Annotated in this window: 24 protein-coding genes; 14 read left to right on the plus strand and 10 right to left on the minus strand. The window is 67.1% G+C overall.

The window, feature by feature from the left end; genetic code table 11:
- Positions 1–200 precede the first annotated feature (200 nt).
- The 10 genes from ACXJKB_RS18120 (at position 201) to ACXJKB_RS18165 (ending at position 10208) form a co-directional block, all read left to right on the plus strand.
- The gene (locus ACXJKB_RS18120; protein ID WP_457190815.1) at positions 201–1298 is read left to right on the plus strand and encodes a DegT/DnrJ/EryC1/StrS family aminotransferase; all 1098 of its coding nucleotides are present in this window, start codon (positions 201–203) and stop codon (positions 1296–1298) included.
- Complete coding sequence (locus ACXJKB_RS18125) at positions 1295–1906, plus strand: sugar transferase (RefSeq protein WP_457190817.1); 612 nt, start codon at positions 1295–1297, stop codon at positions 1904–1906. Before ACXJKB_RS18120 ends, ACXJKB_RS18125 begins: the two co-directional genes overlap by 4 nt.
- Positions 1899–2543: an acetyltransferase gene (locus ACXJKB_RS18130; protein WP_457190819.1), complete on the plus strand. Its 645-nt coding sequence runs from the start codon at positions 1899–1901 to the stop codon at positions 2541–2543. Before ACXJKB_RS18125 ends, ACXJKB_RS18130 begins: the two co-directional genes overlap by 8 nt.
- Positions 2544–2563: 20 nt before the next feature.
- The gene (locus ACXJKB_RS18135) at positions 2564–3691 is read left to right on the plus strand and encodes a glycosyltransferase (RefSeq protein ID WP_457190918.1); all 1128 of its coding nucleotides are present in this window, start codon (positions 2564–2566) and stop codon (positions 3689–3691) included.
- Entirely contained in the window at positions 3688–4818 is a 1131-nt protein-coding gene (locus tag ACXJKB_RS18140; RefSeq protein WP_457190820.1) for an EpsG family protein, read from the plus strand. The genes ACXJKB_RS18135 and ACXJKB_RS18140 overlap by 4 nt, the downstream gene beginning before the upstream one ends.
- 28 nt (positions 4819–4846) lie before the next feature.
- Positions 4847–5641: a glycosyltransferase gene (locus tag ACXJKB_RS18145; protein WP_457190822.1), complete on the plus strand. Its 795-nt coding sequence runs from the start codon at positions 4847–4849 to the stop codon at positions 5639–5641.
- Positions 5642–5729: 88 nt separating this feature from the next.
- The gene (locus ACXJKB_RS18150; RefSeq protein ID WP_457190824.1) at positions 5730–6692 is read left to right on the plus strand and encodes a WxcM-like domain-containing protein; all 963 of its coding nucleotides are present in this window, start codon (positions 5730–5732) and stop codon (positions 6690–6692) included.
- On the plus strand, positions 6689–7810 hold the full coding sequence (locus ACXJKB_RS18155; protein ID WP_457190826.1) for a DegT/DnrJ/EryC1/StrS family aminotransferase: 1122 nt from the start codon (positions 6689–6691) through the stop codon (positions 7808–7810). The genes ACXJKB_RS18150 and ACXJKB_RS18155 overlap by 4 nt, the downstream gene beginning before the upstream one ends.
- Positions 7811–7944: 134 nt before the next feature.
- Positions 7945–9009: a hypothetical protein gene (locus ACXJKB_RS18160; protein ID WP_457190828.1), complete on the plus strand. Its 1065-nt coding sequence runs from the start codon at positions 7945–7947 to the stop codon at positions 9007–9009.
- A 308-nt stretch (positions 9010–9317) separates the two neighbouring features.
- Positions 9318–10208 carry a glycosyltransferase family 4 protein gene (locus ACXJKB_RS18165; RefSeq protein ID WP_457190830.1) on the plus strand — a complete coding sequence of 297 codons (891 nt, stop codon included), beginning with the start codon at positions 9318–9320 and terminating at the stop codon, positions 10206–10208.
- Between the two features lie 259 nt (positions 10209–10467).
- On the opposite strand, the gene cysN is transcribed toward ACXJKB_RS18165, so the two are convergent.
- Together cysN and cysD are read right to left on the minus strand one after the other, a co-directional pair.
- Positions 10468–11760: a sulfate adenylyltransferase subunit CysN gene (gene cysN / locus ACXJKB_RS18170; protein ID WP_457190831.1), complete on the minus strand. Its 1293-nt coding sequence runs from the start codon at positions 11758–11760 to the stop codon at positions 10468–10470.
- Positions 11760–12674, minus strand: a complete 915-nt coding sequence (gene cysD, locus ACXJKB_RS18175; RefSeq protein WP_457190833.1) for a sulfate adenylyltransferase subunit CysD — start codon at positions 12672–12674, stop codon at positions 11760–11762. Before cysD ends, cysN begins: the two co-directional genes overlap by 1 nt.
- A gap of 168 nt (positions 12675–12842) precedes the next feature.
- On the opposite strand from cysD, the gene ACXJKB_RS18180 reads away from it, so the two are divergent.
- A complete protein-coding gene (locus ACXJKB_RS18180) occupies positions 12843–13115 on the plus strand; it encodes a hypothetical protein (protein ID WP_457190835.1) in 273 nt (90 codons plus the stop codon).
- Positions 13116–13198: 83 nt separating this feature from the next.
- On the plus strand, positions 13199–14350 hold the full coding sequence (locus ACXJKB_RS18185) for a family 16 glycosylhydrolase (RefSeq protein WP_457190837.1): 1152 nt from the start codon (positions 13199–13201) through the stop codon (positions 14348–14350).
- Here ACXJKB_RS18185 and dtd read toward each other — a convergent pair.
- A complete protein-coding gene (gene dtd / locus ACXJKB_RS18190) occupies positions 14347–14775 on the minus strand; it encodes a D-aminoacyl-tRNA deacylase (RefSeq protein ID WP_457190839.1) in 429 nt (142 codons plus the stop codon). The genes ACXJKB_RS18185 and dtd overlap by 4 nt on opposite strands.
- Before the next feature lie 19 nt (positions 14776–14794).
- A complete protein-coding gene (locus tag ACXJKB_RS18195; RefSeq protein WP_457190841.1) occupies positions 14795–15949 on the minus strand; it encodes a hypothetical protein in 1155 nt (384 codons plus the stop codon).
- Between the two features lie 23 nt (positions 15950–15972).
- Here ACXJKB_RS18195 and ACXJKB_RS18200 point away from each other — a divergent pair, with 23 nt between their 5' ends.
- Positions 15973–16794, plus strand: coding sequence for a 3-keto-5-aminohexanoate cleavage protein (locus ACXJKB_RS18200; RefSeq protein ID WP_457190843.1), 822 nt, complete (start codon positions 15973–15975; stop codon positions 16792–16794).
- A 25-nt stretch (positions 16795–16819) separates the two neighbouring features.
- Here the strand turns inward: ACXJKB_RS18200 and ACXJKB_RS18205 are convergent, their stop codons facing one another.
- From ACXJKB_RS18205 to cysC, 5 genes are all read right to left on the minus strand, one after another.
- Positions 16820–18211, minus strand: coding sequence for a polysaccharide biosynthesis tyrosine autokinase (locus ACXJKB_RS18205; RefSeq protein ID WP_457190845.1), 1392 nt, complete (start codon positions 18209–18211; stop codon positions 16820–16822).
- 159 nt (positions 18212–18370) lie between these two features.
- Positions 18371–18733 (minus strand): endonuclease domain-containing protein, encoded by a 363-nt coding sequence (locus ACXJKB_RS18210; protein WP_457190847.1) that lies wholly within the window; start codon positions 18731–18733, stop codon positions 18371–18373.
- 511 nt (positions 18734–19244) lie between these two features.
- A complete protein-coding gene (locus ACXJKB_RS18215; RefSeq protein WP_457190849.1) occupies positions 19245–20255 on the minus strand; it encodes a sulfite exporter TauE/SafE family protein in 1011 nt (336 codons plus the stop codon).
- Positions 20248–20784, minus strand: a complete 537-nt coding sequence (locus ACXJKB_RS18220; protein WP_457190851.1) for an arsenate reductase/protein-tyrosine-phosphatase family protein — start codon at positions 20782–20784, stop codon at positions 20248–20250. Before ACXJKB_RS18220 ends, ACXJKB_RS18215 begins: the two co-directional genes overlap by 8 nt.
- Positions 20777–21970 (minus strand): adenylyl-sulfate kinase, encoded by a 1194-nt coding sequence (gene cysC / locus ACXJKB_RS18225; protein ID WP_457190853.1) that lies wholly within the window; start codon positions 21968–21970, stop codon positions 20777–20779. Before cysC ends, ACXJKB_RS18220 begins: the two co-directional genes overlap by 8 nt.
- Before the next feature lie 40 nt (positions 21971–22010).
- Between cysC and ACXJKB_RS18230 the strand changes: the two genes are divergently transcribed.
- Complete coding sequence (locus ACXJKB_RS18230; RefSeq protein ID WP_457190855.1) at positions 22011–22997, plus strand: asparaginase; 987 nt, start codon at positions 22011–22013, stop codon at positions 22995–22997.
- Here ACXJKB_RS18230 and ACXJKB_RS18235 read toward each other — a convergent pair.
- The gene (locus ACXJKB_RS18235) at positions 22932–23432 is read right to left on the minus strand and encodes a VanZ family protein (RefSeq protein ID WP_457190858.1); all 501 of its coding nucleotides are present in this window, start codon (positions 23430–23432) and stop codon (positions 22932–22934) included. The genes ACXJKB_RS18230 and ACXJKB_RS18235 overlap by 66 nt on opposite strands.
- Positions 23433–23534 lie beyond the last annotated feature (102 nt).

Consider the following 23534-nt stretch of genomic DNA (forward strand, 5'->3'; position numbering starts at 1 on the left):
CACGTGAGCCCCTTGTCGGCCAATGTCGTGCGTGCCTTCGACCTGGACACGGCGCATCTCGGCCTGCTCCAGGCATTCGAGGACTGGGTGCACCTGCCCGACGCCGAGGCACCTTTCACCCGGGTCGCCGAGAGCGAGACTCTGGCATCGTGACTGATGGAGCGGTGACACGGCGTCGCATCCTCCTGTCGCCTCCCGACGTGGGGGAGCTCGAGCAGGAGTACGTGCTGCGGGCGATGCAGTCCGGTTGGGTGGCACCCGCGGGACCCGACCTGGCTGCCTTCGAGGAAGAGGTGGCCGGACGTGTCGACGTGAACCACGCTGTCGGCCTTGCGTCGGGCACGGCTGCTCTTCACCTCTGCCTCGTCTCGTGGGGGGTGGGGCCGGGTGACGTGGTGCCGGTGTCGACCTTCACGTTCGCCGCGACGGTGAATGCCATCCGCTATGTAGGCGCCGAGCCCTACTTCATCGATTCCGACGAGTCCTCGGGCAACATGAGCCCGACGTTGCTCGAGCGAGGACTTGCGGATCTGCGGTCCGCGGGGCGCCGTGTCCCCGTGGTGATTCCGGTGGACCTCTTCGGCAAGAGCGCCGACTACGAGGCATTGGGCGCCGTCGCCCGAGGCTCAGGAGCGCGCATCCTCTCCGACGCAGCGGAATCGCTGGGCGCGAGTCGAGGGGGCCGGCCCGCCGGGTCGTGGGGCGCCGCCGCGGTCGTGTCGTTCAACGGCAACAAGATCATGACCACGTCCGGCGGTGGGATGCTGCTGACGGACGACGAGCTCCTCGCTCAGCACGTCCGCAAGCTCTCCACGCAGGCCCGTGAGCCGGTCGTGCACTATGAACACGTCGAGGTCGGTTACAACTACCGGCTCTCCAACATTCTCGCGGCGCTCGGCCGGGCGCAGCTTGCCCGTCTCGACGACATGATGAAGCGCCGCCGCGAATGGCGCGAGCGCTATCGCGCCCTGTTCGCCGGGCACGAGGGCGCACGAATCCTCGGGGGAGACGACGACACCGAGGACAACTGCTGGCTCACGCCTCTCGTGGTGGACCCCTCCGTGTCCCGATTCACGGCGGGTGACCTCGCCGCCGCCCTCGAGCAGGCCGACGTCGAGTCTCGCCCGCTGTGGAAGCCGATGCACCTGCAGCCGGTCTCGCAGGGCTTCGACGGCGCGATCGACGGTACGTCCGAGCGTCTGTTCGAGCACGGGCTGACCCTGCCGACCGGCTCTGCCATGCAGGACGAGGAGTTCGCTCGTATCGAGGCAAGCATCCGTGAGGTAATCGCACGGTGAAGCTGTACGACCCCGTCAAGCGCGCGGTCGACCTGGTGGTCGCTTCTGCTGCGCTGATCCTCTCGAGTCCCGCTCAGGCCGTCATCGCCGTCGTCGTTCGTCGCCGCCTCGGTTCCCCGGTGCTCTTCCGCCAGGACCGGCCCGGAAAGGACGGGGAGATCTTCGAGCTGGTCAAGTTCCGCACGATGCTCGAGCCCGACGCCAGCCGCGGGCTGGTCTCGGATGCGGACCGCATGACGCCCCTCGGGTCCTTTCTCCGCTCGACGAGCCTCGACGAGCTGCCGACACTGTGGAACGTCGTCAAGGGCGACATGAGCCTGGTCGGTCCTCGTCCCCTCCTGGTCCGCTACCTCGACCGCTACTCCGAGGGCGAGGCGCGGCGTCACGAGGTGCGCCCCGGTATCACCGGTCTGGCCCAGGTCAGCGGTCGAAACGCGATCACGTGGGCGGAGAAGTTCGCCAAAGACGTCGAGTACGTCGACACCCGGAGCCTGCGCGTCGACATGTCCATCGTCTGGCGAACCGTGGCCCAGGTTCTCCGGCGCGACGGAATTTCAGCTGCGGACGACGCCACGATGCCCGAGTACATGGGGACGGGTCGTGGCTGAAGCTCTCGTGATCGTCGGAGCGGGCGGCTTCGGACGGGAGTCAGCGGACGTGGTGGATGCCATTAACCACGCTGAGCCGAAGCCTCGTTGGAACTTGGTCGGCTTCGTCGACGACGCCATCTCGAAGGACAACGCGGCTCGACTGTCCGCGCGCGGCATCCCTCACGTCGGAACGCTGGACGAGCTCGTCGAGGGCCATGACCGACCGGCGTACGTGGTTGGCATTGGCGCTCCTGCCGTGCGGCAGGTCATCGCGGACCGGCTCGACCGGGCGGGGTTTGTCGCTGCCACACTGATCCACCCGGCCGCCACCATCGGCTCGGAGGTGGGCGTCGGGGCCGGGACGATCGTGTGCGCCGGAGCCCGCGTCACCACAAGTATCGCAATCGGCCACCATGTGCATCTCAACCCGAACGTCACGGTTGGCCACGACACCGTCCTCGGCGACTTCGTCAGCATGAATCCCGCGTCCTCCGTCTCCGGAGACTGCGTAATCGGGGACGGGGTTCTCATTGGAGTTGGTGCCGTCGTCGTGAACCAGCTCCTTGTGGGCCGCGGTGCGGTCGTGGGCGCTGGAGCGTGCGTGGTCCGTGACGTTGAGGAAGGTATGACTGTGAAGGGGGTGCCCGCTCGATGATTGATCCCAATAGGTATGTGATGTACGCCGTCACGTCATCGGTCACCGCGCGAGCCTTTCTCGTAGGTCAACTCAGCGCCGTGTCGGAACGCGCGCGTGTCTCTCTGCTCGTGGGGGATGACCTGCCCACCGAGTTGCTGGCAGCAGAGGGAGTGGACGGGTTTACATTGGGGTTGCCCCGGAGGCCGTCGCCTTTCCAAGACCTGCGAGGACTCGTCAGATTGGTGATTCTTCTGCGCAGGGAGCGACCCAGCGTCCTGATCTTTGGCACGCCCAAGATGGGTTTGTTGGCCGCTATCGCAGCCGCACTGGTTCGGACCCCGCGGCGGATCTATGTAATTCACGGCGTCCGTTGGGAGGCAATGACTGGTGCGCCGCGCATGCTGCTTCGGGCTCTCGAGATGCTCTCTTGCCGGTTGGCCACTGATGTGGTGGCTGTGAGCGACTCCGTGCGCTCGATCGCGGAACAACAGCTGCGCGTCCCCAACAACAAAGTCAGAGTCATCCACCATGGTTCGGCCAATGGAATCGACTCCGAGCGCTTTGTCCCGTTGCTTGGGGCGGCCCGGGACAGCGAGCGGCGTAGGCACGGAATAGCCGCTGAGGCTGTCTTGTACGTCTTCGCGGGACGCCTAACCCGGGATAAAGGCATAGAGCAACTCGTCAGAATCTGGCCGCGGATTGAAGAACAAGTCGGCGACGCCCACTTGGTCGTTGTCGGGCAACCCGAGCCTGTCGATTCTGTGGACGAGCAGGCTATATCTCAACTCGGACGTATGTCGTCGGTTTCCCTTCTGAGCCCGACGCCGGAAATCGAGCTCCTATTCGGAGCAGCGGACTTGAACTTATCCCTGAGTCGGCGGGAAGGAATGCCCACCGTCATCCTCGAAGCGGCGTCTTGCGGGGTCCCGACGGTCGGTTTCGCGGTGACCGGTGTCGTTGACGCCGTGAGTAGCACGACCGGAGTACTCGTACCGTTGGACGCCCAACCCCGCTTCGTCGCCGAGGCCGTCTCCCTTGGGCTGAACCCGGGGGCACGGAATGCTCTAGGTTTCAATGCGCGCGCCCGGATTCAACGCGATTTTGTACCCGAAGACGTGTGGGAAGCTTGGGCGCAATTCCTGACGCTCGATAGGAGCCAGGCGTGAGCCAAGTCTTCTCCTTCGTGCCAGCAAGCCTTGTCATCATCTCTATCCTGATGATTGCATTAGCGATATCGCAGGACCCGCTTATCAGGAACCGGTGGCCCGCCCGAGTTGTGGCCGGCTATTGGGCCGCCATGGTCGTCTACTTCGTGGGTACGAGAGAAGTGCCGTACGACAGCGATATGGCGGTCTATCTCGGGCAATTCGCACGTGCCGCCGCGACTCCATCCCTGATGGACTATCTAACGAGCGTCGACGGCGACCGCGCGTTTGCTGTTTTCCAATGGGGTCTTTCCCGGGTGGGGGCGGACCCACGGATCTTCACTCTGGCAGTTGCTCTAGTCACTGTTGCAGCCACCTGGCTGGCTTCAAGGTTAGTCCTGCCTGCGCCTTCCGCCGCAGTCGCCTTCTTTGCGTGCACCCTCTCGCCGTTCTTTGTCTTCTACGCGACGAACACGGTGCGGCAGGGGCTGGCTGTCTCCGTGCTGTTGGCGGGATCCGTTGCGCTGATGAACGACAGACACAGTGTCCGTCGGTGGGGGCTTGCGCTCGTCGCTCTTGCGCCCCTTGTGCATCTGTCCGCAGCTGTACCTGCCGTGCTGGCCATCTATTTGTGGTGGCGTCCCATGCGGACGTCCCGGTGTCTGATGCTCTGGGCAGTCGCTGGGCTGACCTACGTGACTGGCTTCAATGCGAAGTTGCTGGCCTACTTCGGCGGTGACGAGCGACTATCCCAATACGCGGATGCAGACGTTCTCAAGGCTTACGGCGGTGGTGTCAATCGACTTGACTTCCTTGTGTTGAGCGTAATCCTGGTTATTGGCGCTATGATTCTGGCGCGAAGTGCGCTCGACGCTGAACCTGCTGAAGCCGAGCGGATGCATTTTCTAGTAAATCTGCTAATCCTGTGGAACGCGTATTTCTTGTGCATGGGATTTCTTGCCTATTCGGACCGCTTTGCAGCCTACTCGTGGCTTCTGTTCCCGCTTTGTGCTGGGCGCCTCGTGTTGTCTCCGTCCCCCGGGAAGGGTGACCTACTCAAGCTTGCGTTTGTTACCGCACCTATTGCCCTAACGGTGTACCTGCAAGGCGTTCCGGACGTGATTCAGCAGACCTCCGTGATTGGATAGCATGCCCGAAAACGAAGTAAGTGAAACTGTGAGTTTCCTGATGCCCGTGGCGAGTCCTGCCCCTTTTCTTGCGGAGACGCTCGCTAGTGTCCGGTCGCAAACCTATGAGGACTGGCGGTTGACGGTGGTTCTCGACGGCGAGGACGAGACATCCGAGTCCTTGATCCGAGGGCTGGTCCCGGACGACAGGTTGACGCTCGTCACCCTTTCAAACCGCGGGGGCATAAGTCGGGCTCTAAACATGGGGTTGGAAGCCACAAAGGCCGAGTGGGTCGCTCGAATTGACGCGGATGACCGAAATCTTCCACGCCGCCTTGAGTCGCAGATGCGGTACGTGACGAAACATCCGGAAACCGTCCTACTGGGGGCGAGCGCACGCCTCATCACTGAGACCGGAGATCCTTTCGGAAACCGCGACGTGTACTCGGGACCAGACATCCGGCGGGCGCTGCTAGTAAAGAACCGTATCGTCCACTCGACGGCTCTCTTCAGGAGGCGTGATGTGATAGCTGTCGGCGGGTACAACGCGCGTTGCTTTCTTCGCGAAGACTACGAGCTGTGGCTCCGCCTCAGTACGCTCGGACGAATCGCGAACCTAACTGAGCGACTCGTGGAGTACCGATTGAGCCCGAGCCAATCGAGCCGTCGTCCTTCCACACCAGCCGCATTGAGGTACGTGTCAGCAGCCCGCCGAGACGCCTGCGCCGCTCTGGGTGTGTCGAAGCCGCGCTCGATGGTATTCGATGTTGCGTGGCGGGCCGCGCAACAGCCGCGAGTCCAAGCCGCACTTTCGAACGCTAGGAATGGAAGTCTCAGGAAGTGAAGGCAAGACAGGGGCTAGCGCCACCGGTTGGCGTCCATGAGGTCGTGATGACCGAGCCATGCGACAAAGGAAATGAGAGGGGCTCGCCATGACAGGGACATCGCAAGACGGTGCCGACGATGCGGATGACGGCCTTGTGCTCGTCCATCAGCACGCAATCGTAGAGTCCTCCGAGATTGGCCCTAGATCTCGGATAGGCGCATTTGCCCATGTGCGGCCCGGCGCGCGCATCGGCTCGGCCGTCGATATATCCGACGGCGTCTTCATCGAGAACGACGTGATTGTTGGCGACCGGGTCACGGTGAAGTCTGGCGTTCAACTGTGGGACGGCTTACGCATCGAGGACGACGTGTTTGTCGGTTCGAACGCTACGTTCGCGAACGATCGTTTTCCTAGGAGCCAGCCGGGACGCTTCCTGCCCATCATCCTCAGGGAGGGTTGCAGTGTGGGCGCGGGCGCTGTGGTGTTGCCAGGCGTCACCATCGGTGAAGGCGCCATGGTGGGGGCCGGCGCGGTGGTCACGTGTGACGTTCCGCCGCGAGTTGTCGTCGCGGGCAACCCAGCGCAGATCATCGGATACGCCGACGTAACGCGGGAGTCAGACGGCTCCTCGGGCACCGCGCTGGCGGCATCATCCGGCGAGCAACAGGAACCACCGGTCTTCACGACCCTGTTACGTGTCCCTGATCTCAGGGGTGAACTTATCGCGGGAGAGGTAGAAAACGGGCTGCCCTTTGCGCCGCAACGCATATTCATGGTGCACTCGGTTCCCAGTCGGAGGGTTCGTGGGGAACACGCGCATCGTCAGTGCCGACAGTTCCTGATCGCTGTGGCTGGGTCCGTGCGCGTCGTCATGGAGACTGCGGATAGCAGGCGCGAGGTGCTACTGGACTCACCTCATCGCGGCTTGCTCATAGAGCCAATGGTTTGGGGAGTCCAGTACAACTATTCGGCGGACGCCGTCCTCTTGGTGCTCGCCAGTCACCCTTACGACGAAGGGGACTACATTCGCTCCTATGACACGTGGCGTTTAGAGGTCAACAAGCGATGATTATGCAAGTTCCTTACCTTGACCTCCGCAGACAGCACGCCGAGCGGTTAGCCTCATTCGCAGACGCTTGCGCGTCTGTTGTCAGGTCAGGCTGGTACGTCCTCGGGGATGAAGCGGCCTCATTTGAACGCGAGTGGGCCGACTACTGCGGTAGTTCCCACTGTGTAGGCGTAGCGAACGGGTTGGATGGCCTAGAGCTATCCCTCCGCGCTTTGGCGTTGCCTCCTGGAGGCGAGGTCATCGTCCCGAGCAATACATACATCGCTACGTGGCTGGCTGTCTCCAACATGGGACTGGTCGTCCGTCCCGTCGAACCCGACCCCGAGACGTTCAACCTGAGCGGCCCAGGCGTTCAGGAGGCTATGAATCATGACACCGTCGCCATCATGGGGGTTCACCTGTTCGGTCAACTCGCGGACACCGGCATTGAAGCTGTGGCACGGAAGGCCCGAGTCCCTCTGGTGCTCGATTCAGCTCAAGCGCACGGAGCCAGGGCCGGTTCGGAAGTCACGAGTGGCACGTTGGGAACGATGTCTGTGTTCTCTCACTACCCAACGAAGAATCTCGGGGCCATGGGCGACGCCGGCACGGTGATGACTGACAACCCTGATCTAGCTCGCACCATTTCGGTCTTACGGAACTACGGCTCTGAGCGTAAATATCACAACGAAGTTCGTGGCCGGAACAGCCGGCTGGATGAGATCCAAGCAGCGATCTTGCGAGTGGGGCTCAGGTTTCTCGACGACGACAACGGAAGGCGTCGTGAGATCGCCGCTAGGTATCATGATGGGCTCCGAGGCGCTTCCGGCATCACTACTCCTACGGCGCCGTCAGATATACATGCCCACGTCTGGCACGTCTACAATGTCACGTGCTCCTCTGCCGAAGAGAGGGTCAGGATCTCTACAAGGCTTTCCGAACTCGGAGTCGGAACGCAGTTGTTCTACCCGGTCCCCCCGCACATGTCGCGGGCCTACGCAGACCTAGGCTGGGAAGCCGGTGACTTCCCAATCGCAAAGAAGCTTGCCGAAACCAGTATCGCCCTTCCGATAGCGCCCTATCTGAATGACTCCGAGGTCGACTACGTCATCAGTGCCGTCAGATCGTGCGTAGATTAGGTCTCGGAACCGCGGCGGGAGTCCTTTCTGCCTCAGCGGTCGTGGCGGTGTGCGCGCTGGGCTCGGCGCTGGTGACGGCGCGCGCGCTGGGTGCGTATGGCCGCGGCGAGCTTGCATCCGTACATGCTCCGTACTTGCTGATCGCGGCTCTCGTCGCAGGAGGGTTGCCGTACGCGTTCGCCTCGGCATTGCACGCGCGGGGGCTGTCCTCTTCGCTGGCGTCGGTGGGCGTCGTCATGACAGGCTCAATGGGCCTCGTCGGAGCGGTAGCGATCTTGGTGTGGGCATTGGTGACAAATGCGCCGGAAGCGTGGATCGCCGCGTTCTGTTTGCCAGCGGCTTCGGTCTTTGCGCTCTACCTTGAGTATGAGCGACAAGGTGGTGCGGGCCGGGCATACAACCTCAGCAGGGTTGTTCCAGCCGTTCTCACGCTAACTGGGTGCGCATTGCTCTTGGCTCTCGACGTTCGGGATGTGGGCTGGTACTTGGCGGCGATGATAGTCCCGACCACGGCAATGACATTGAAGCTCTATTGGTCGCGTATCGGACTATTTCGTGCAGGGCGCCTCAAAATCAGCGGTCGGGTGCCACCGGACGTCTCGGGGCAGGCGCTGAAGGCTTGGCCGAGCGCGATCACGGATTCTTTGCTGCTTCGTCTTGACCAAGTCATGCTCGCGGTTCTACTAGCTCCTCAAGCTCTCGGGAAATATGCCGTAGCCGTACTGCTGGCCGAGTCTGTCGGTATCATCCGCCACGGTCTCTGTGCGGCGCGGTTTCGTTCCTTGACGGTCCCCGTTGGTGAGGAGCTTTCCCGCAGTGTTCGCGCGTTCTTGACACAACTGAGCGTGATAGCACTGCCTTGCTATGCCGCTGTTGGGCTGTTTGCCCAGTTCGCAGTGGTTCCTCTGTTGGGCCCGTCCTACAAAGGTGTGGCCGCCGTGGCCTGGGTGCTGCTTGCCGCTCAGATTGCCCTGGACTGGCACCTAGCTCTGGGTACGGTCCTTTTAGCACAGCAGAAGCCGGCCGCGTTCTCCCGAAGCTCGGTAACGGCCCTCGCGATTCATGTGTTAGCGTTCTTTGCACTTACACCCACATTTGGGGTTATTGGAGCGGCTATCGCTACTTTAGTGGGGTATTTAACGGCAGCTTCTATGACTGGGGTGGCAACGAAAAGGCTTTCTAGAAAGGCAATGGTGTGAGGGTACTGTGCATTGTCCCAGAATACTTCGGAGACCTTCCAGACCGGGGGCTGGGTGGGATAACTACATATTTTATGAATATGGCAGCGGGCTACGTGTCGCAAGGTCTGGAAACGATCATGTTGACCGGGGCGATCGCTGCGCCGCTTGGGTCACATCGCTCCGGACCTTCTGGCGAGCTTGTCGTGGCGGCTTACAGGCACAGGTCGGCGTATGGCGCAGGGGTCGGAGGGCGGTTGCGCTATGAAGTGCAGCGCGAGTGGCGCTTGGCGTGTGTTACATGGAAGTACCGGCAAGGCATACAAGCGATGGAGATCCCTGACTGGCAGACGCCGTTGGCCGCCCCGGTACTGGTGCCACGCTCCACCTTATTCATGAAGCTCCATGGGCCGTCTGACTTCGTTCGTATCATCAACGGCCAAAGTCCGAGACCGCACTGGCGCCTCTTAGACTTCCGTGAGAGATTCTGGGCCGCACGGGTCGGCCTCATCACATCCGGCGCGCACGTCTTGGTCAAGCACGCAAAAGAAGTCTGGGGGCTGAAGCGTGCAGTCCCTGTGACGCTGGACCCCATTGCATTAAGCGTGGTTTCGCAAGAGTACGCCCCGGTAGAACTTCACACGAGGTCGTCAAATGAGGTTCACATCGTCAATGTGGGAAGGTTGGAACACCGGAAGGGACAGCACATCGTTTGTCGAAGCCTGTCGATGCTCGTCGGCGATCTGCCACCATGGAGATTGCACTTCGTTGGTCCTGACACCGACACTGGTCCTGGTGGTTCGAGCTACAGGGACTACTGCTTAAGCCTCGTGCCAGCGGAGTTACGTGAAAGGGTCTCATGGCATCCCCCAGTTGACTTGGGTGTCCTGTCAAGCGTCTACGGTCGAGCTGATGTAGTGCTGATCTCGTCATTGGACGGCAATTATGGCTACACCACGCTTCATCCTCTCGCAGCCGGCAGTTGTGTCATCAGCACTCTCGAACCGGGTTGCAGCGACTCGGCATACATCGTCCACGGCGTGGACGGCTACCTATACCCCAGCACCGACGCGTCCGTGCTGGCGTCCCTCCTCAGCGATCTGGTTGCCGACCCGGAACGTCGTGCACTTCTGAGAAGTGGCGCGATGCGCCGCGCGGCCAGTGAACTGGATCCTGCGGTCGTGGCTTCGCGCGTCCTGCACGATCTGGCAGGTGGGTGACGGCCGCTCTTATGTTTGAGGCCTTGCGCAGAGGATCGCGCTTGGAATGTGGCTTCAGCCAGGCCCGTCTAGCTGGTCGACGCGCGAGGGCGGATGGCGCGGCAGCCCAGCAAGGGCAATCCAGTTGTGCCCGACCGCGCAGCCTACGTGGACGAGATAGACAACCACGCCCACCCAGCGCAACAGTTAACGGTCGGTCGCAGAGATAACCGCAGCGGGCGAGTCGGATCGACTCGCCCACTATCTTGCGGGTAGTCGATCAGGTGCCGGAGTTGATCATCCCGGCGCCCACGGTGACGCCGGTGGCCTCGTCGATCAGGATGAACGAGCCCGTGGTGCGGTTCTTCGAGTACGGGTCGCAGAGCAGCGGCACGGTGGTGCGCAGCTGGACGCGGCCGATCTCGTTGAGGGAGAGCTCGCCGGCCTCCTGGTCGCGGTGCAGCGAGTTCACGTCGAGGCGGTACTGGATGTCCTTGACCATCGCGCGGCCCATGYGGGTGGTGTGCTTGATGGCGAGCTTCTGGCGCGGACGCAGCGGCTCGTTGGTCATCCAGCAAATCATCGCGTCGATGTCCTGGCTGGGCTTGGGCGCGTTCTTGGGGCGGGCGATCATGTCGCCGCGGGAGACGTCAACGTCGTCCTCGAGGTGGATCGTCACCGACATGGGCGGGAAGGCCTCGGAGATCTCCTGGTCGAAGAGCTCGACCTTGGAGATGGTCGACGTCATGCCGCTCGGAAGAACGACGACCTCGTCGCCCTTCTTCAGCACGCCGCCGGCCACCTGGCCGGCGTACCCGCGGAAGTCGTGGTACTGGTCGGACTTGGGGCGGATGACGTACTGCACCGGGAAGCGGGTGTCCACGAGGTCGCGGTCGGAGGCGACGTGGACGTGCTCGAGGTGGTGCATGAGCGTCGGGCCGGAGTACCACGGGGTGTTCTCGGACCGGTTGACGACGTTGTCGCCCTGCAGCGCCGAGATCGGGATGACCTCGAGGTCAGGGATGTTGAGCTTCGTCGCGAAGGTCGTGAACTCCTTGTGGATCTTCTCGTAGACCTCCTGCGACCAGTCGACGAGGTCCATCTTGTTGATCGCCAGCACGAGGTGTGGCACGCGCAGCAGCGAGAGCAGGACCGCGTGGCGGCGGGACTGCTCGGTGAGGCCCTGACGGGCGTCGACGAGGACGAGGCCCAGGTCGGCGGTCGAGGCGCCGGTGACCATGTTGCGCGTGTACTGGATGTGGCCCGGGGTGTCGGCGATGATGAACTTGCGCGCCGGGGTGGCGAAGTAGCGGTAGGCCACGTCGATGGTGATGCCCTGCTCGCGCTCGGAGCGCAGGCCGTCGGTCAGCAGCGCCAGGTCGGTGTAGTCGTAGCCCTTGGACTGGCTCGTCGACTCCACCGCCTCGAGCTGGTCCTCGAAGATCGACTTCGAGTCCAGCAGGAGGCGCCCGATGAGCGTGGACTTGCCGTCGTCGACCGAACCGGCGGTCGCGAAGCGGAGCAGGTCCATCTCGCCCTGAGCGGCGGTGTGGGCGTCAGTGGTGCTGGCCATCAGAAGTAGCCTTCCTTCTTGCGGTCTTCCATGGCTGCCTCGGAGAAGCGGTCGTCGCCACGGGTGGCGCCTCGCTCCGTCACTCGGGCGATTGCGATCTCGTCGATGATGGCTGCGGTGTCGGTGGCAACCGACTCGACGCAGCCGGTCTGGGTGCGGTCACCCACGGTGCGGAACCGCACCATCTTCTTCTCGACCTTCTCGCCACCCTTGGGCTGGATCTCCGGGCCGATGGAGAGCAGCATGCCGTCGCGCTCGACGACCTCGCGCTCGTGGGCGAAGTAGATGGAGGGGATCTCGATCTCCTCGCGGTGGATGTAGTGCCAGATGTCGAGCTCGGTCCAGTTCGACAGCGGGAAGATCCGCATGTGCTCGCCGGCGTGGATGCGGCCGTTGTAGAGGCTCCACAGCTCGGGGCGCTGCATCTTGGGGTCCCACTGGCCGAAGTCGTCGCGGTGGGAGTACACGCGCTCCTTGGCGCGGGCTTTCTCCTCGTCACGGCGACCGCCACCGAAGGCGGCGGTGAAGCCGTTCTCCTCGATCGCGCCGAGCAGGGTGCCGATCTGCATGCGGTTGCGGCTGGTCTTGCCGTCATCGACCACGTGACCCGCAGCGATCGCCTCATCGATCGTGGCCACGATCATCCGCGCACCCAGCCGCTCGACCCACGAGTCGCGGGTGGTCAGCACCTCGTCGAAGTCCAGGCCGGTGTCGACCTGGAGCAGCGGAAACGGCAGCTTGGCCGGGAAGAACGCCTTCTCCGCCAGGCGGAGCATGACGATGGAGTCCTTGCCGCCGGAGAACATCAGCACCGGCTTCTCGAACTCGGCGGCGACCTCACGGAAGATGTGGATCGACTCGGCCTCGAGCTGGTCCAGCTGACTCAGCTGGTAGTCGACGTGGGTGTTGGTCATGGCGTTGCAAGGACCTCTCTCAGGGACAGCAGCCATCATCGTAGCGACGGGCAGCGCCTCGGACGATTCGCACTGCCGGGTGTGGTCAACCCGTGGCTCCCGGGACCGGTTTCGGCTCCCCGGATTCGGAGAGGTTTGGGATCGGTGTGAGCGGGGTAACACGTCTTCATGTTGATATGGGCGGCGGTGATCCTCGCAGCGTGGATCCTGCTGTCCCTCCCCGTCGCCGTGATTGTCGGCCGGATGTTCGAGGCCCGTCCCGGCGCCGTGGCCCCGCCCGTGCGAGTGCCGTCCGTCGCGGTGGACCGAGTGGCACACCTCTCGCGCGTCGAGTGCCGCCGCAGCGAGGCATCGCGGTGGGCGCACGAGGCACGGGTGCTCGCCACCTCGCGTCGGCGGGTGGCAGTGATGTCCGGGAGTGCCGCACGCATCACCGGGTGACCGCCGGCCCCTGACGGGCTGACCCGTCTGGCGGGTCCGGGACGATTGGTCTCGGTCGCGGTCCCTTCGCCACAATGGCGCGCATGCGAACCACCCCCCGGGCCCTCGCGGCCGTTCTCGCAGGCGCCCTGCTCGTCACCGGCTGCAGCTCGTCCGACGACGGCGACCCCACGCCGCCGTCGTACGAGAATAGCGACAGCGTGCACGCGCAGGTGCTGCCCCAGCTGGCCGCCAACGGCGAGGACGTCGAGTCCGCCAATGACGCCGCCTGGGTCGTGGACGCCACGATCGGCGACGCGGAGGAGGGGACCGCGGTCACCCTGGTGGCGAAGGACGACGACGGCTGGTCCGACGTCGACGAGCAGGAGACCGACGCCAAGGGCCGTGTCTCGCTCACCAGCCGCGACTCCGGCGACCTCCACGTGGTGGTCGGCGACGGCGACGACGCGATCGGCACGAAGGTCTCGACCGACGACGCCCCCGAGGCCACCTTCACCGACGACTTCGACGACGAGGACTCCGTCGACCACCCCGACGGCTCCTGGCACACCCGGGACCAGGGCTACACGGGCGTCCGTACCTGCTCCAAGGCCAGCGCGGACGCAGCCGAGGTCGCTGACGGCGTGCTGAAGCTCAGCGTGATGGAGGACCCCGACCGTCAGGGCGACGAGTGCCAGCTCCCCGGAAAGCGCAAGAAGTTCCCGTACCGCCTCAACGGCCACGTCGGCACCGAGGGCCGGATGGAGTTCACCTACGGCTTCGCGGCCGCACGGATCAAGACGCAGGCGGCTCGCGGGCAGCACGCGGCCTTCTGGATGCAGGCGGTCGGCGGGCAGGGCACCGGCGGCCCGAAGAAGGGCGGCGCCGAGATCGACGTCATCGAGTACTTCGGCGACGACCACCCCGAGGGCGGGCTGACCAGCTTCACCTACTTCCTCGACAAGAACGGCGAGAAGCAGACCGTCGGCGGCTGGCTTCCCAACGCCGACGAGCTGGGCGACGACTGGGCCGAGCAGTACCACGTCTTCTCCGTGGAGTGGACGCCCGACGAGTACGTCTTCCGCATCGACGGCAAGGTCACCCAGCGCCTGAAGGGGGAGACCTCCGGGCGTCCGGAGTTCCTCATCCTCAGCCTGCTGTCGTCGGACTACGAGCTGCCGCGCTTCAACGGCAAGCTGCCCGAGACCATGGACGTCGACTGGGCACGGGTGTGGGAGACGGGGCCGAAGCCCTAGGGCGTTTCCAGGACGAGGGTGATCGGGCCGTCGTTCACGCTCTCGACGCGCATGTCCGCGCCGAAGCGGCCGCGCTCCACGCGGGCGCCGAGGCGTTCGAGCTCGGCGCAGACGGCGTCGTAGAGCGGCTCGCTCACCGGGCCCGGCGCGGCCGCCTGCCAGGTGGGCCGGCGGCCCTTGCGCGCGTCGCCGTACAGCGTGAACTGGCTGACGACCAGCACGGGCGCGCCGACGTCGCTGGCGCTCTGCTCGTCGCGCAGGAGCCGCAGGTCCCAGATCTTGCGGGCCGTCCACGCGACCTCGGTCGCGCCGTCGTCGTGGGTGACACCGAGGTAGACCAGCAGTCCCGGGCGGTCGAGCTCGCCGACGACCTCGCCGTCGACGCGCACGCTGGCGGACAGCACCCGCTGGATGACGGCACGCACGTCGTTGCTCCTGCTCGCGTCAGACGCGGGTGAGGACGCCGACCTCGACGAGGTCGTCGACGTGGGTCTGGACGAGCGACCTGGCGTCGCCGGACTCGGGCTCGCCGAGCTCGACGAGGAGCGCCTCGCCGAGGCGGTCGAGGCTGGCCGACCCGTCACCGAGCAGGGTGAGGACGCGGGTGGCCAGGAAGGACAGTGCGACGACGGTCTCGCCTAGCATCACGCAGCCGACGCCGTCGCTGACGTGGAAGTCGACGAAGTCGCTGCGGCGTACGCGCTCCCCGCTGTCGGTGGTGTCGGGTCCGAGGAGCTCGACGACGGTCGGCTCGGGCGCCGCATCCGGCTCGAGGTCGCGCGACGGCGGGTGGTTGAGCAGCTGCTGGGTGACGGCGACCAGGTCGTCGGCCTCGCGGTAGTCAACCCGGTGCACCCCGCCCACTTCCTCGACGAGCGCAGCCAGGCGGTGCAGGGGCTTGTCGAGCGAGCGCAGGTAGGACGCGTTGCCCGACAGGTGGGCGATCGCCTCCGCGGTGGGGAGCTCGGTGAGCACGGGCGGGACGAAGCCCTCGGCGTGGCGCTCGAGCAGGAGCACCGCCGCCGGGCGGAGGTCGCCCGGCGCCTGGCGCAGGCCGAGGTCGTCGGGGGACAGCAGGCCCTGAGCGGGGTCGTCGGTCGAGAGCAGCGGCTTGCTGTAGGGGAGCAGGTCGAGCGCTGCGGTGAAGGCGACGGTGTCGTCGGTGACGTAGCCGAAGTGGCGCGCGAGCGTCCGGGCGGCGGTCGAGCGCCCGCTGCCGGCGGGGCCGACCAGCACGACGCACCGGCCGGTGTCCGGGTCGGCGACGGCCGCGGCACGCAGCATCAGGAGGTCGCCCTCGTTGGCCTCCATCGCCTGCAGGGTGACGGCCAGGGCGACCTGGTCGCCGACGACCGACCCGTCGGAGCCGGCGATCGCACCATGGGCCGCGGCGTCCTCGACCGCGGCGGGGTCGTCGTCGACCACCACCCGCACGCTCGGGCCCGCCGCGTCGTCGACCAGGCGGGCGTCGCAGCGCGACCAGGCGCGGACCAGGTCGTCGGCGAGGCTGTCGGCATGGCCGCCGGCCACCTCGACGTGGACCTGGGTCCCGAGGGCGGTCACGGCGACGACGTGGCGAGGGCTGGCCGAGAGGGTCACGCGCGGGAGTCTAAGGTGCGCGCATGGACGAACTGCTCATCACGGTGGCACCGACGGGCGCCGAGACGGCGAAGGCCGACTGTCCGCAGCTCCCGACCACCCCGGAGGAGGTGGCTCGCACCGCGGCCGACTGCGAAGCAGCCGGCGCGGCGATGATCCACCTCCACGTGCGCGACACCTCCCACCAGCCCACGCTCGACCAGGGACTGCTGCGCGAGTGGGTCGCCGCGGTGCGCGAGTCGTCCTCCCTCGTCGTCCAGCTCTCGACCGGCGGCTCGGTGCACGACCCGCTCGACGAGCGGCTCAAGGTGCTCGACGCCGAGCCCGACTCGTGCTCGCTCACCATGGGCACGACCAACTTCGGCGACGACGTCTTCCTCAACCCGTGGCCCTTCGTGAAGGACCTCTACCAGCTCGCGCTCGAGCGTGGTGTGGCTCCGGAGTTCGAGCTCTTCGACCTCGGACAGGTGCACGCGCTCGGCCGTCTCATCCAGCAGTACGGCGCCCCGGCCGGCGGCAAGGTGCACGTCGACTTCGTGATGGGCGTTCCCGGTGGCATGCCCGGCACCGCCCCCGCGCTCGTCGCCGGTGTCGCCGCCCTCCCGCCCGAGGTGACGTCGTGGTCGGCCACCGGCATCGGCCGCTCGACGCTGTCGGTCGCGATGGCCTCGCTGTCGATGGGCGGCCACCTGCGCGTCGGCATGGAGGACGTGCTCACCATCAGTCGCGGCGTGCCGGTCGAGTCCAACGCCCAGCTCGTCGAGCGCGCGGTCGAGCTGGGACGGATCGCGCAGCGTACGCCGATGAAGCCGGCACAGTGCCGCGAGCTGCTCGGCCTGGCCTGATTACTCCGGGCTGGTCCGGGGTGGTTCAGCGTCGGCGGCGCTTGCCGCCCCCCGCCGTCGCGGTCTCGTCCTCGAGCGGGGCGTAGCCGTAGCCATAGCCATAGCCGCTGGCTGACTTCTTGGCCGGGGTCTGGTTGACCACGACGCCCAGTGTCGTGGCGTCCACGGACTCGAGCCGCTCGATGGCCGTCGACAGCTGGTCGCGCGTCGTACGCCCGTGGCTGACCACGACGACCGCGCCGTCGGCGCGGGTGGCGAGCAGCGCCGCGTCGGTGACCGGCAGGAGCGGCGGCGCGTCGAGGATGACGACGTCGTAGCGCTGGCGCAGGTCGAGCAGCAGCATCTCCATCGCCTGTGACTGCAGGAGCTCCGAGGGGTTGGGCGGGATCTGGCCGCACACCATGACCTCGAGCGACGTGTCGGCGTACTGCTGCATGACGTCCTCGGCGGTGACCTTGCCGATCAGCACGCTGGTGGTGCCGATCGCGCCGTCGAGCTCGAGGCGGTCGGCGATGAGCGGACGGCGGAGGTCGCACTCGACCAGGGCGACCTTCTGGCCGGCCTGGGTGAGGGTGACCGCGAGGTTGACCGCGGTCGTGCTCTTGCCCTCGCCGGGCAGGGCGCTGGTGACGACGATGACCTTCTGGGCGTTGTCGATGTCGACGTACTGCATGTTGGTTCGCAGCACCCGGAACGCCTCGGCCCACGGGGTCGCAGTGAAGAGGACCTCGCTCGGGGCGCGCTTGGCGTCGGCGTCCTGGAAGATGTTGCCGAGGACCGGGGCCGAGGTGATCTCGGCGATGTCGTCGGCGCCCTTCACGCTGGTGTCGAGGAGCTCACGTGCCACGGCCAGGCCGACGCCCAGCAGCAGCCCGAGCACCGCCCCGAGCGCGAGGTTGCGCACTGGCTGGGGTGATACCGGTGACGAGGCCACCTGGGCGTCGTCGATGAGGGTGGCCTTGACGACGGCCGAGGACTTGCCGTTGGGGGTCTCCAGCTCCTCGACGAGCAGCTGGAGCTGCTCGGCGTAGGCCTGGGCGATGTCTCGGGCCCGCTCCGGATCGGCGTTGGTGGCCGTGATCTCCAGCAGCACGGTCTCGGGCACCGCGGATGCGGTGACCTGGCCACGCACGGCCGTGGCATCGCCCTCGTCGAGCTCGCCGGCGACCCGCTCGGCGAGCTGGTTGCTGGTCACCAGGTCGGCGTAGGACGCCACGCGCTGGGTGGCGAAGAGGTTGCCGGTGTAGGCACTGTTCTCGTCAGTCTGGCTCGTCGACACGAAGAGCCGGGTGCTCGACGAGTAGAGCGGGGTCACCGACCACGTCCAGACGGCGGCGATGGCCAGCACGACCAGAACACTTCCGAGAACCAGCCGCCACCGTCGTCGGACGGTGCGCCAGTAGTCCTGCAGCTCCACGGGCTTCCTTCTTCTTGTCAACAAAACTTTGACAAGAGTAAGCGCTGGGTCGCCCTCGCCCTTCATCCTCGCGGGCGGGGCGGAAGGGGGGCCGATCCCGGTCCGCCGCGCCCGCAACACGCCGTACGACGTCTCGCGACACGCCGCCCGTGACCTGCTTCAGGCCGCCCGAACGGCCCCGAGGTCGCGGGAGGTGAGAGCGAGGGCGGCACGGACCGTGGTGACGACCTCGTGAGGGGAGAACATCACCTGCTCCCAGGCGAAGCGGAGCACGATCCACCCGCCGAGGACGAGGGCGTTGTAGCGCCGGCAGTCCTCGTCGTGCTCCGCCTTGCCGGCGCGGTGCTTCCACGAGTTGGCCTCGATCGCGATGCCGGCGAACGGCTCCGCGAGGTCGGGGTGGTAGGTGACGTGGCCGATCGTGGTCTCCCACTGTGGGACCACGGCGATCCCGGCCTCGATGAGGATCGCGCGCAGCACGGACTCGAAGGGATTGGCCGCCAGAGGCGTCGCGTGGGCCACGACCCGTCGAGGACGGTGCGCACCCTGCTCGTGCCCAGCCGTCGATGTCGTGTCGGGGCACGTCGCGGACGTGCACCTCCGCCTCCACAGCCCGACGCGGCTTGGTGCGGACGCCGAGCTGCGGGTAGCGCGCCGGCCACTTCGACTCCCAACCCCAGTGGGCCACCGCGCTGAGGAGTCGCAGGTGCCCGTCGATCTCAGCAGCGAGCTCGCGCGCCACGTCGGCCGAGCGCAGGGCGTAGCGACCGCGCGCCAAGAGGATCACCGAGCGGGCCGCGACTGCGTGGCGCAGCCGCCTGCGGGTGGCGAGTCGGAGGATGTCGGTCGTCGAGCCGATGCCGCCGAGGCGGGTGAGGGCTGCGACGGCATCCATGGTCGGAGTCTGTCGAGACGCGTCGGCCACCGCGAACGGCTCTCCACAGGGGCCGTAGGACGACCGCGACACCCGCGACACGCCGTACGCCGTCCCGGACACGCCGGGCTTCCACGCATCGCGCGCGAAGGAGCGGCCCTACGGCCGGTCGACCTTCTTCATCCCCACGACCCCGGGCTGGTAGTCGGGGTCCTCGAGCTGGGCGATGGTCGGCGAGCCGAACATCGGCAGGCCCTGCTGCTTTCGCAGGAAGCCCCAGACGATGGGCAGGACGACCAGCACGACGAGGCCGATGCCGGCGATGAGGATGGGGTGGGTCTCCTCGACGCCGAGGGGCGCCCAGCCGGACTTGTCGAGCAGCGCGACGCCGCTCATCGTCAGCACGACGACGATGCCGCGGCGGATGAAGGACTGCGGCACGCGCGGGGCGAGGCTGGCGCCGAGGATCGTGCCGGGCACCGAGCCGATGAGGAGGGGGACCAGGATCGACCAGTCGATGCCGTGGAGGGCGATGTTGGAGATCGCCGCGGCCAGGACGAGCGGCACGGCCTGCACGAGGTCGGTGCCGACGAGCCGCACGGCCGACAGGCCGGGGTAGAGCATCAGCAGGGCGATCATGATGACCGAGCCGGAGCCGACGCTGGTGATGCCGACGAGCAGGCCGCCGAGCATGCCGACGAGCAGCGTGGGCACGATCCGGATGGCGGGGTTGTCGTCGTGGACGTGGGTGCCCGAGCGGACGCGGAGCAGGTTGACGTACAGGCGCAGGGCATACGTCGCCGCCGCGAGCAGGAGCGCGAAGCCGATGCTGATGACCAGCACGTGGTTGAGCTCTTCGGTGTCGTCGGTGAACCACGCGACCAGGTGTGGCCCGAGCAGCGCCATCGGGATGGAGCCGATCATCAGCCACATCGCGAGCCGCATGTTGGGCGAGCCCTCGCGCTTGTGCACGATCGCGCCACCGGTCTTGTAGACCGCGGCCGCGGTCAGGTCGGCGGTCACGACCACGGCCGGGGAGCCGACGCCCAGGAACAGCAGCGCGGGGGTCATCAGGGCGCCACCGCCCATGCCGGTGAGGCCGACGACGATGCCGACGAGGAAGCCGGCGGCGAGGATCGAGAAGAACGCGGCAGTCAGCAGGTCAGCCACCGGAGCCTCCTGGAGCGAGCCGAGGGACGATCACACCCAACATTCGCGACATTGTGTCTGCTGCCGTGGCCGCAGCCGATTCCCCGCGCCGGTAGGGGTCGGCGATGTCGTGCTCGCGGCGCGCCGCCGTACGACGTGCGCCGACCGCGGCGACCAGCTCGCGCCCGCGCAGGTCGGGGTGCTCCTCCACCGCGGCGGCGAACTGGCCGACGGTGAAGACCTTGCGGAGGTGCTGGGGGAACTCCTCGAGGATGAAGCTGCGGTGCGTGGCCTCCGCGGTCAGCACCAGGTCGGCCTCGGCGAGGAGCGGCCCGGTGACGCGGCGGCTCGCGAACCCGGACGAGGTGTCCTCCACGAGTGTGGCGACCATGACGTCGTCCATCGCGTGGCTGTCGAAGCCGTGCGTGCCCGCGCTGGAGAACTCCACCCCGGAGCCGGGGCCGGACAGGCGGCGCGCGGTGAGCTCGAGGAAGGGCGAGCGGCAGATGTTGGCGGTGCAGACGAAGAGCACCCGGAGCGGTTCAGTCATCGGTGCCCCGCAGGTGGAGGTAGCCGGCCTCGTCGAGCGCGACCAGGACGTCGTCGAGCGCGTCCTCGATGGTGCGGCCGGTGGTGTCGACGCGCACGGCGGGGTCGACGGGCTCCTCGTAGGGCGAGGAGATGCCGGTGAACTCGGGGATCTCACCGGCGCGGGCCTTGGCGTAGAGGCCCTTGCGGTCGCGGCGCTCGCACTCCTCGAGGGGCGTGGCGACGTGGACGAGGAAGAACGCGCCCCCGGCGGCCCCGACCATCCCCTGCACCTGCTCGCGGGTCTCGGCGAACGGAGCGATCGGCGAGCACACCGCGATGCCGCCGTGGCGGGCGATCTCCGCGGCCACCCAGCCGATGCGCCGGATGTTGGTCTCGCGGTCGGCCTTGCTGAAGGTCAGGCCCGCGGACAGGTGACGTCGTACGACGTCGCCGTCGAGGCTGGTCACCGTGCGCCCGCCCTGCTCGAGCAGCAGGTCCATCAGCGCGCGGGCGAGCGTCGACTTGCCGCTCCCGGACAGGCCGGTGAAGAAGAGCACGAGGCCCTGCTCCTCGGGCTCCGGCTGGTCGGCGTCGACGATGGCGGCGATCGCGGCGGGGTGGCCCACCGGCTCGCCCGACGAGGAGGTGTCCGCCAGGGCGTGGACCGGGTCACCGCCGGCGTAGGTCTCGACCACCTGGGTGCCAAGGGCGTGGTCGGCGTCGGCGTCACCGTGGGCCGGGAGCGGGATGGCCACGACGGACGCGTCGTCGAGCAGGTCGGCGGCCGCCAGCGTGGCGCGCACCAGCGCGACGGGGGACAGCGACGAGGTGCCGGTGCCCATCAGGGCGAGGAGCACGACGCGGCCGAGCCCGCGCAGCTCCTCGAGGTCGGCCTCGGTGAGCGCGTCGACGACGGGGACGAAAGTGGCGCCGGCGTGCTGCTCGCGCGCCTGGGCGGGGGTGAGGTGCAGCCGGCGGAAGGGGCCGTACTGCGCGTGCGTGAGCGGCTCCAGCGAGCCGTCGGCGGCGACCCGGGCCAGCGGCAGGCCCTCGGGGTCGACGAGCTCGGCCTCGGTGGCTCCGTCGGGCAGGTCGAGGGTGACGACGCTCCCGTCCTCGTTGAATCGGGAGAGCGGGGCGTAGGCGCCGGAGACCAGGAGCTCCAGGTCGTCGAGCTCGGTCGGCGTCGGGCAGTGCTGGATCACCCGCGCATCCTCTCAGAACTGCGGTGAGTAGCCTGCCGCCATGTCTGTCGCTGGGTCTGTTGCTGTGTCGGTCGGTCTCCCCGTCGTCGCCGAGATCGTCCGCTCCGGGTTCGTCGAGGGTCACCACTACGGCTCCGTCGTGGCCCTGGCCGCCGACGGCTCGGTCGCCTGGTCGGTCGGCGAGGTCGCGGCCCCGGTGCTGCCGCGGTCGAGCAACAAGCCGATCCAGGCCCTCGCGATGGTCGAGCTCGGCCTCGACCTGCCCGACGACCTGCTCGCCCTGGCGTGCGCCTCGCACTCCGGCGAGCCGTTCCACGTGGAGGGCGTACGCCGCACGCTCGCGTCCGCCGGCCTCGACGAGTCCGCGCTCCAGACGCCCGCCGACTACCCCCTCGACGACGACGCCCGCGAGGCCGTCGTACGGGCCGGGGGTGCGAAGGCGCCGGTCCTGATGAACTGCTCCGGCAAGCACGCGGCGATGCTCGCGACGTGCGTGCTGCGGGGCTGGGACACCGCCACCTACCTCGACCCCGCCCACCCGCTCCAGGTCGCGATCGCCGACACCTTCGCCCGGCTCACGGGGGAGCCGATCGACGCGGTGGCCGTCGACGGGTGCGGTGCGCCGCTGCTGTCCACGTCGCTCACCGGGCTGGCGCGGGCGTTCGCGTCCCTCGCCACCGCGACCGACGGTCCGCAGCGCCGCGTGGCCGAGGCGATCCGCCGCCACCCCGAGCACGTCAGCGGCACCACGCGCGACGAGCTCGCCCTGCACCGGGCCGTCCCCGGGCTGATCGGCAAGGCCGGCGCCGAGTCCTGCTACGCCGTCGCGCTCCCCGACGGACGCGCCTGGGCGCTCAAGACCGACGACGGGGCTGCGCGCGTACGCCCGGTGCTGATGGCCGAGGCGCTGCGCCGCTCGGGTGTGCTGGACGAGGACGGCGTGGACGCCGAGGCGGTCCGCTCAACGGGGCGGTTCGAGCTCCTCGGCGGAGGACTGCCGGTCGGGGAGATCCGCGCGGCCTTCTGAGGCCCTCGACTCCAGGATCCTCGCCACCAGAAGCCCGAGGAGCGCGCCGACCAGCATCCCGAGGGTGTTGGCGACAACGTCCGAGTGGGTGGCCGAGCGCCCGTCCAGCGCGACCGCCTGCACGACCTCGACCAGGAACGAGGCCACGAAGCCCAGTGCCGTCCAGTCCCGCCACGTGAGACGTGGCCACAGTGCGCTGCCCAGCAGGCTCAGCGGCACGAAGGCCGCCACGTTGAGGATGAACTCGACACGGGCCGGCGCCGCGAGGGCGTCCGGCACACCCAGGCCGGCGAAGAAGTTGGCGACCGTGCTGACCAGCCAGGACGGGCCGGCCGCCGACGGCGCGAGAAGGGTGACGGCAAGGATGACCGCCCAAAGGCCCAGCGCGGCAGCGACTGCCGTACGCGCTCGGCGGCTCAGGAGACGGGCGGACACGGGTGGATCCTAGGTCGGCACCGCACGCGACATCCGGTGCGAACCGTCTGCTAGCGCGGAACCAGGCTCCGGCAAAGGACTTGTGAGAGGTCTCACGTGCCC

Source organism: Nocardioides sp. P5_E3, assembly GCF_054049275.1.

Excerpts from the sequence above, each read along its gene's own strand:
- ACXJKB_RS18155 (WP_457190826.1), top strand. The coding sequence starts at position 6,689 with ATGATTATGCAAGTTCCTTACCTTGACCTCCGCAGACAGCACGCCGAG.
- ACXJKB_RS18180 (WP_457190835.1), top strand. The coding sequence starts at position 12,843 with ATGTTGATATGGGCGGCGGTGATCCTCGCAGCGTGGATCCTGCTGTCC.
- ACXJKB_RS18220 (WP_457190851.1), bottom strand. The coding sequence starts at position 20,784 with ATGACTGAACCGCTCCGGGTGCTCTTCGTCTGCACCGCCAACATCTGC.
- ACXJKB_RS18230 (WP_457190855.1), top strand. The coding sequence starts at position 22,011 with ATGTCTGTCGCTGGGTCTGTTGCTGTGTCGGTCGGTCTCCCCGTCGTC.
- ACXJKB_RS18185 (WP_457190837.1), top strand. The coding sequence starts at position 13,199 with ATGCGAACCACCCCCCGGGCCCTCGCGGCCGTTCTCGCAGGCGCCCTG.
- ACXJKB_RS18150 (WP_457190824.1), top strand. The coding sequence starts at position 5,730 with ATGACAGGGACATCGCAAGACGGTGCCGACGATGCGGATGACGGCCTT.
- ACXJKB_RS18200 (WP_457190843.1), top strand. The coding sequence starts at position 15,973 with ATGGACGAACTGCTCATCACGGTGGCACCGACGGGCGCCGAGACGGCG.
- ACXJKB_RS18135 (WP_457190918.1), top strand. The coding sequence starts at position 2,564 with ATGTACGCCGTCACGTCATCGGTCACCGCGCGAGCCTTTCTCGTAGGT.
- ACXJKB_RS18165 (WP_457190830.1), top strand. The coding sequence starts at position 9,318 with ATGGAGATCCCTGACTGGCAGACGCCGTTGGCCGCCCCGGTACTGGTG.
- cysD (WP_457190833.1), bottom strand. The coding sequence starts at position 12,674 with ATGACCAACACCCACGTCGACTACCAGCTGAGTCAGCTGGACCAGCTC.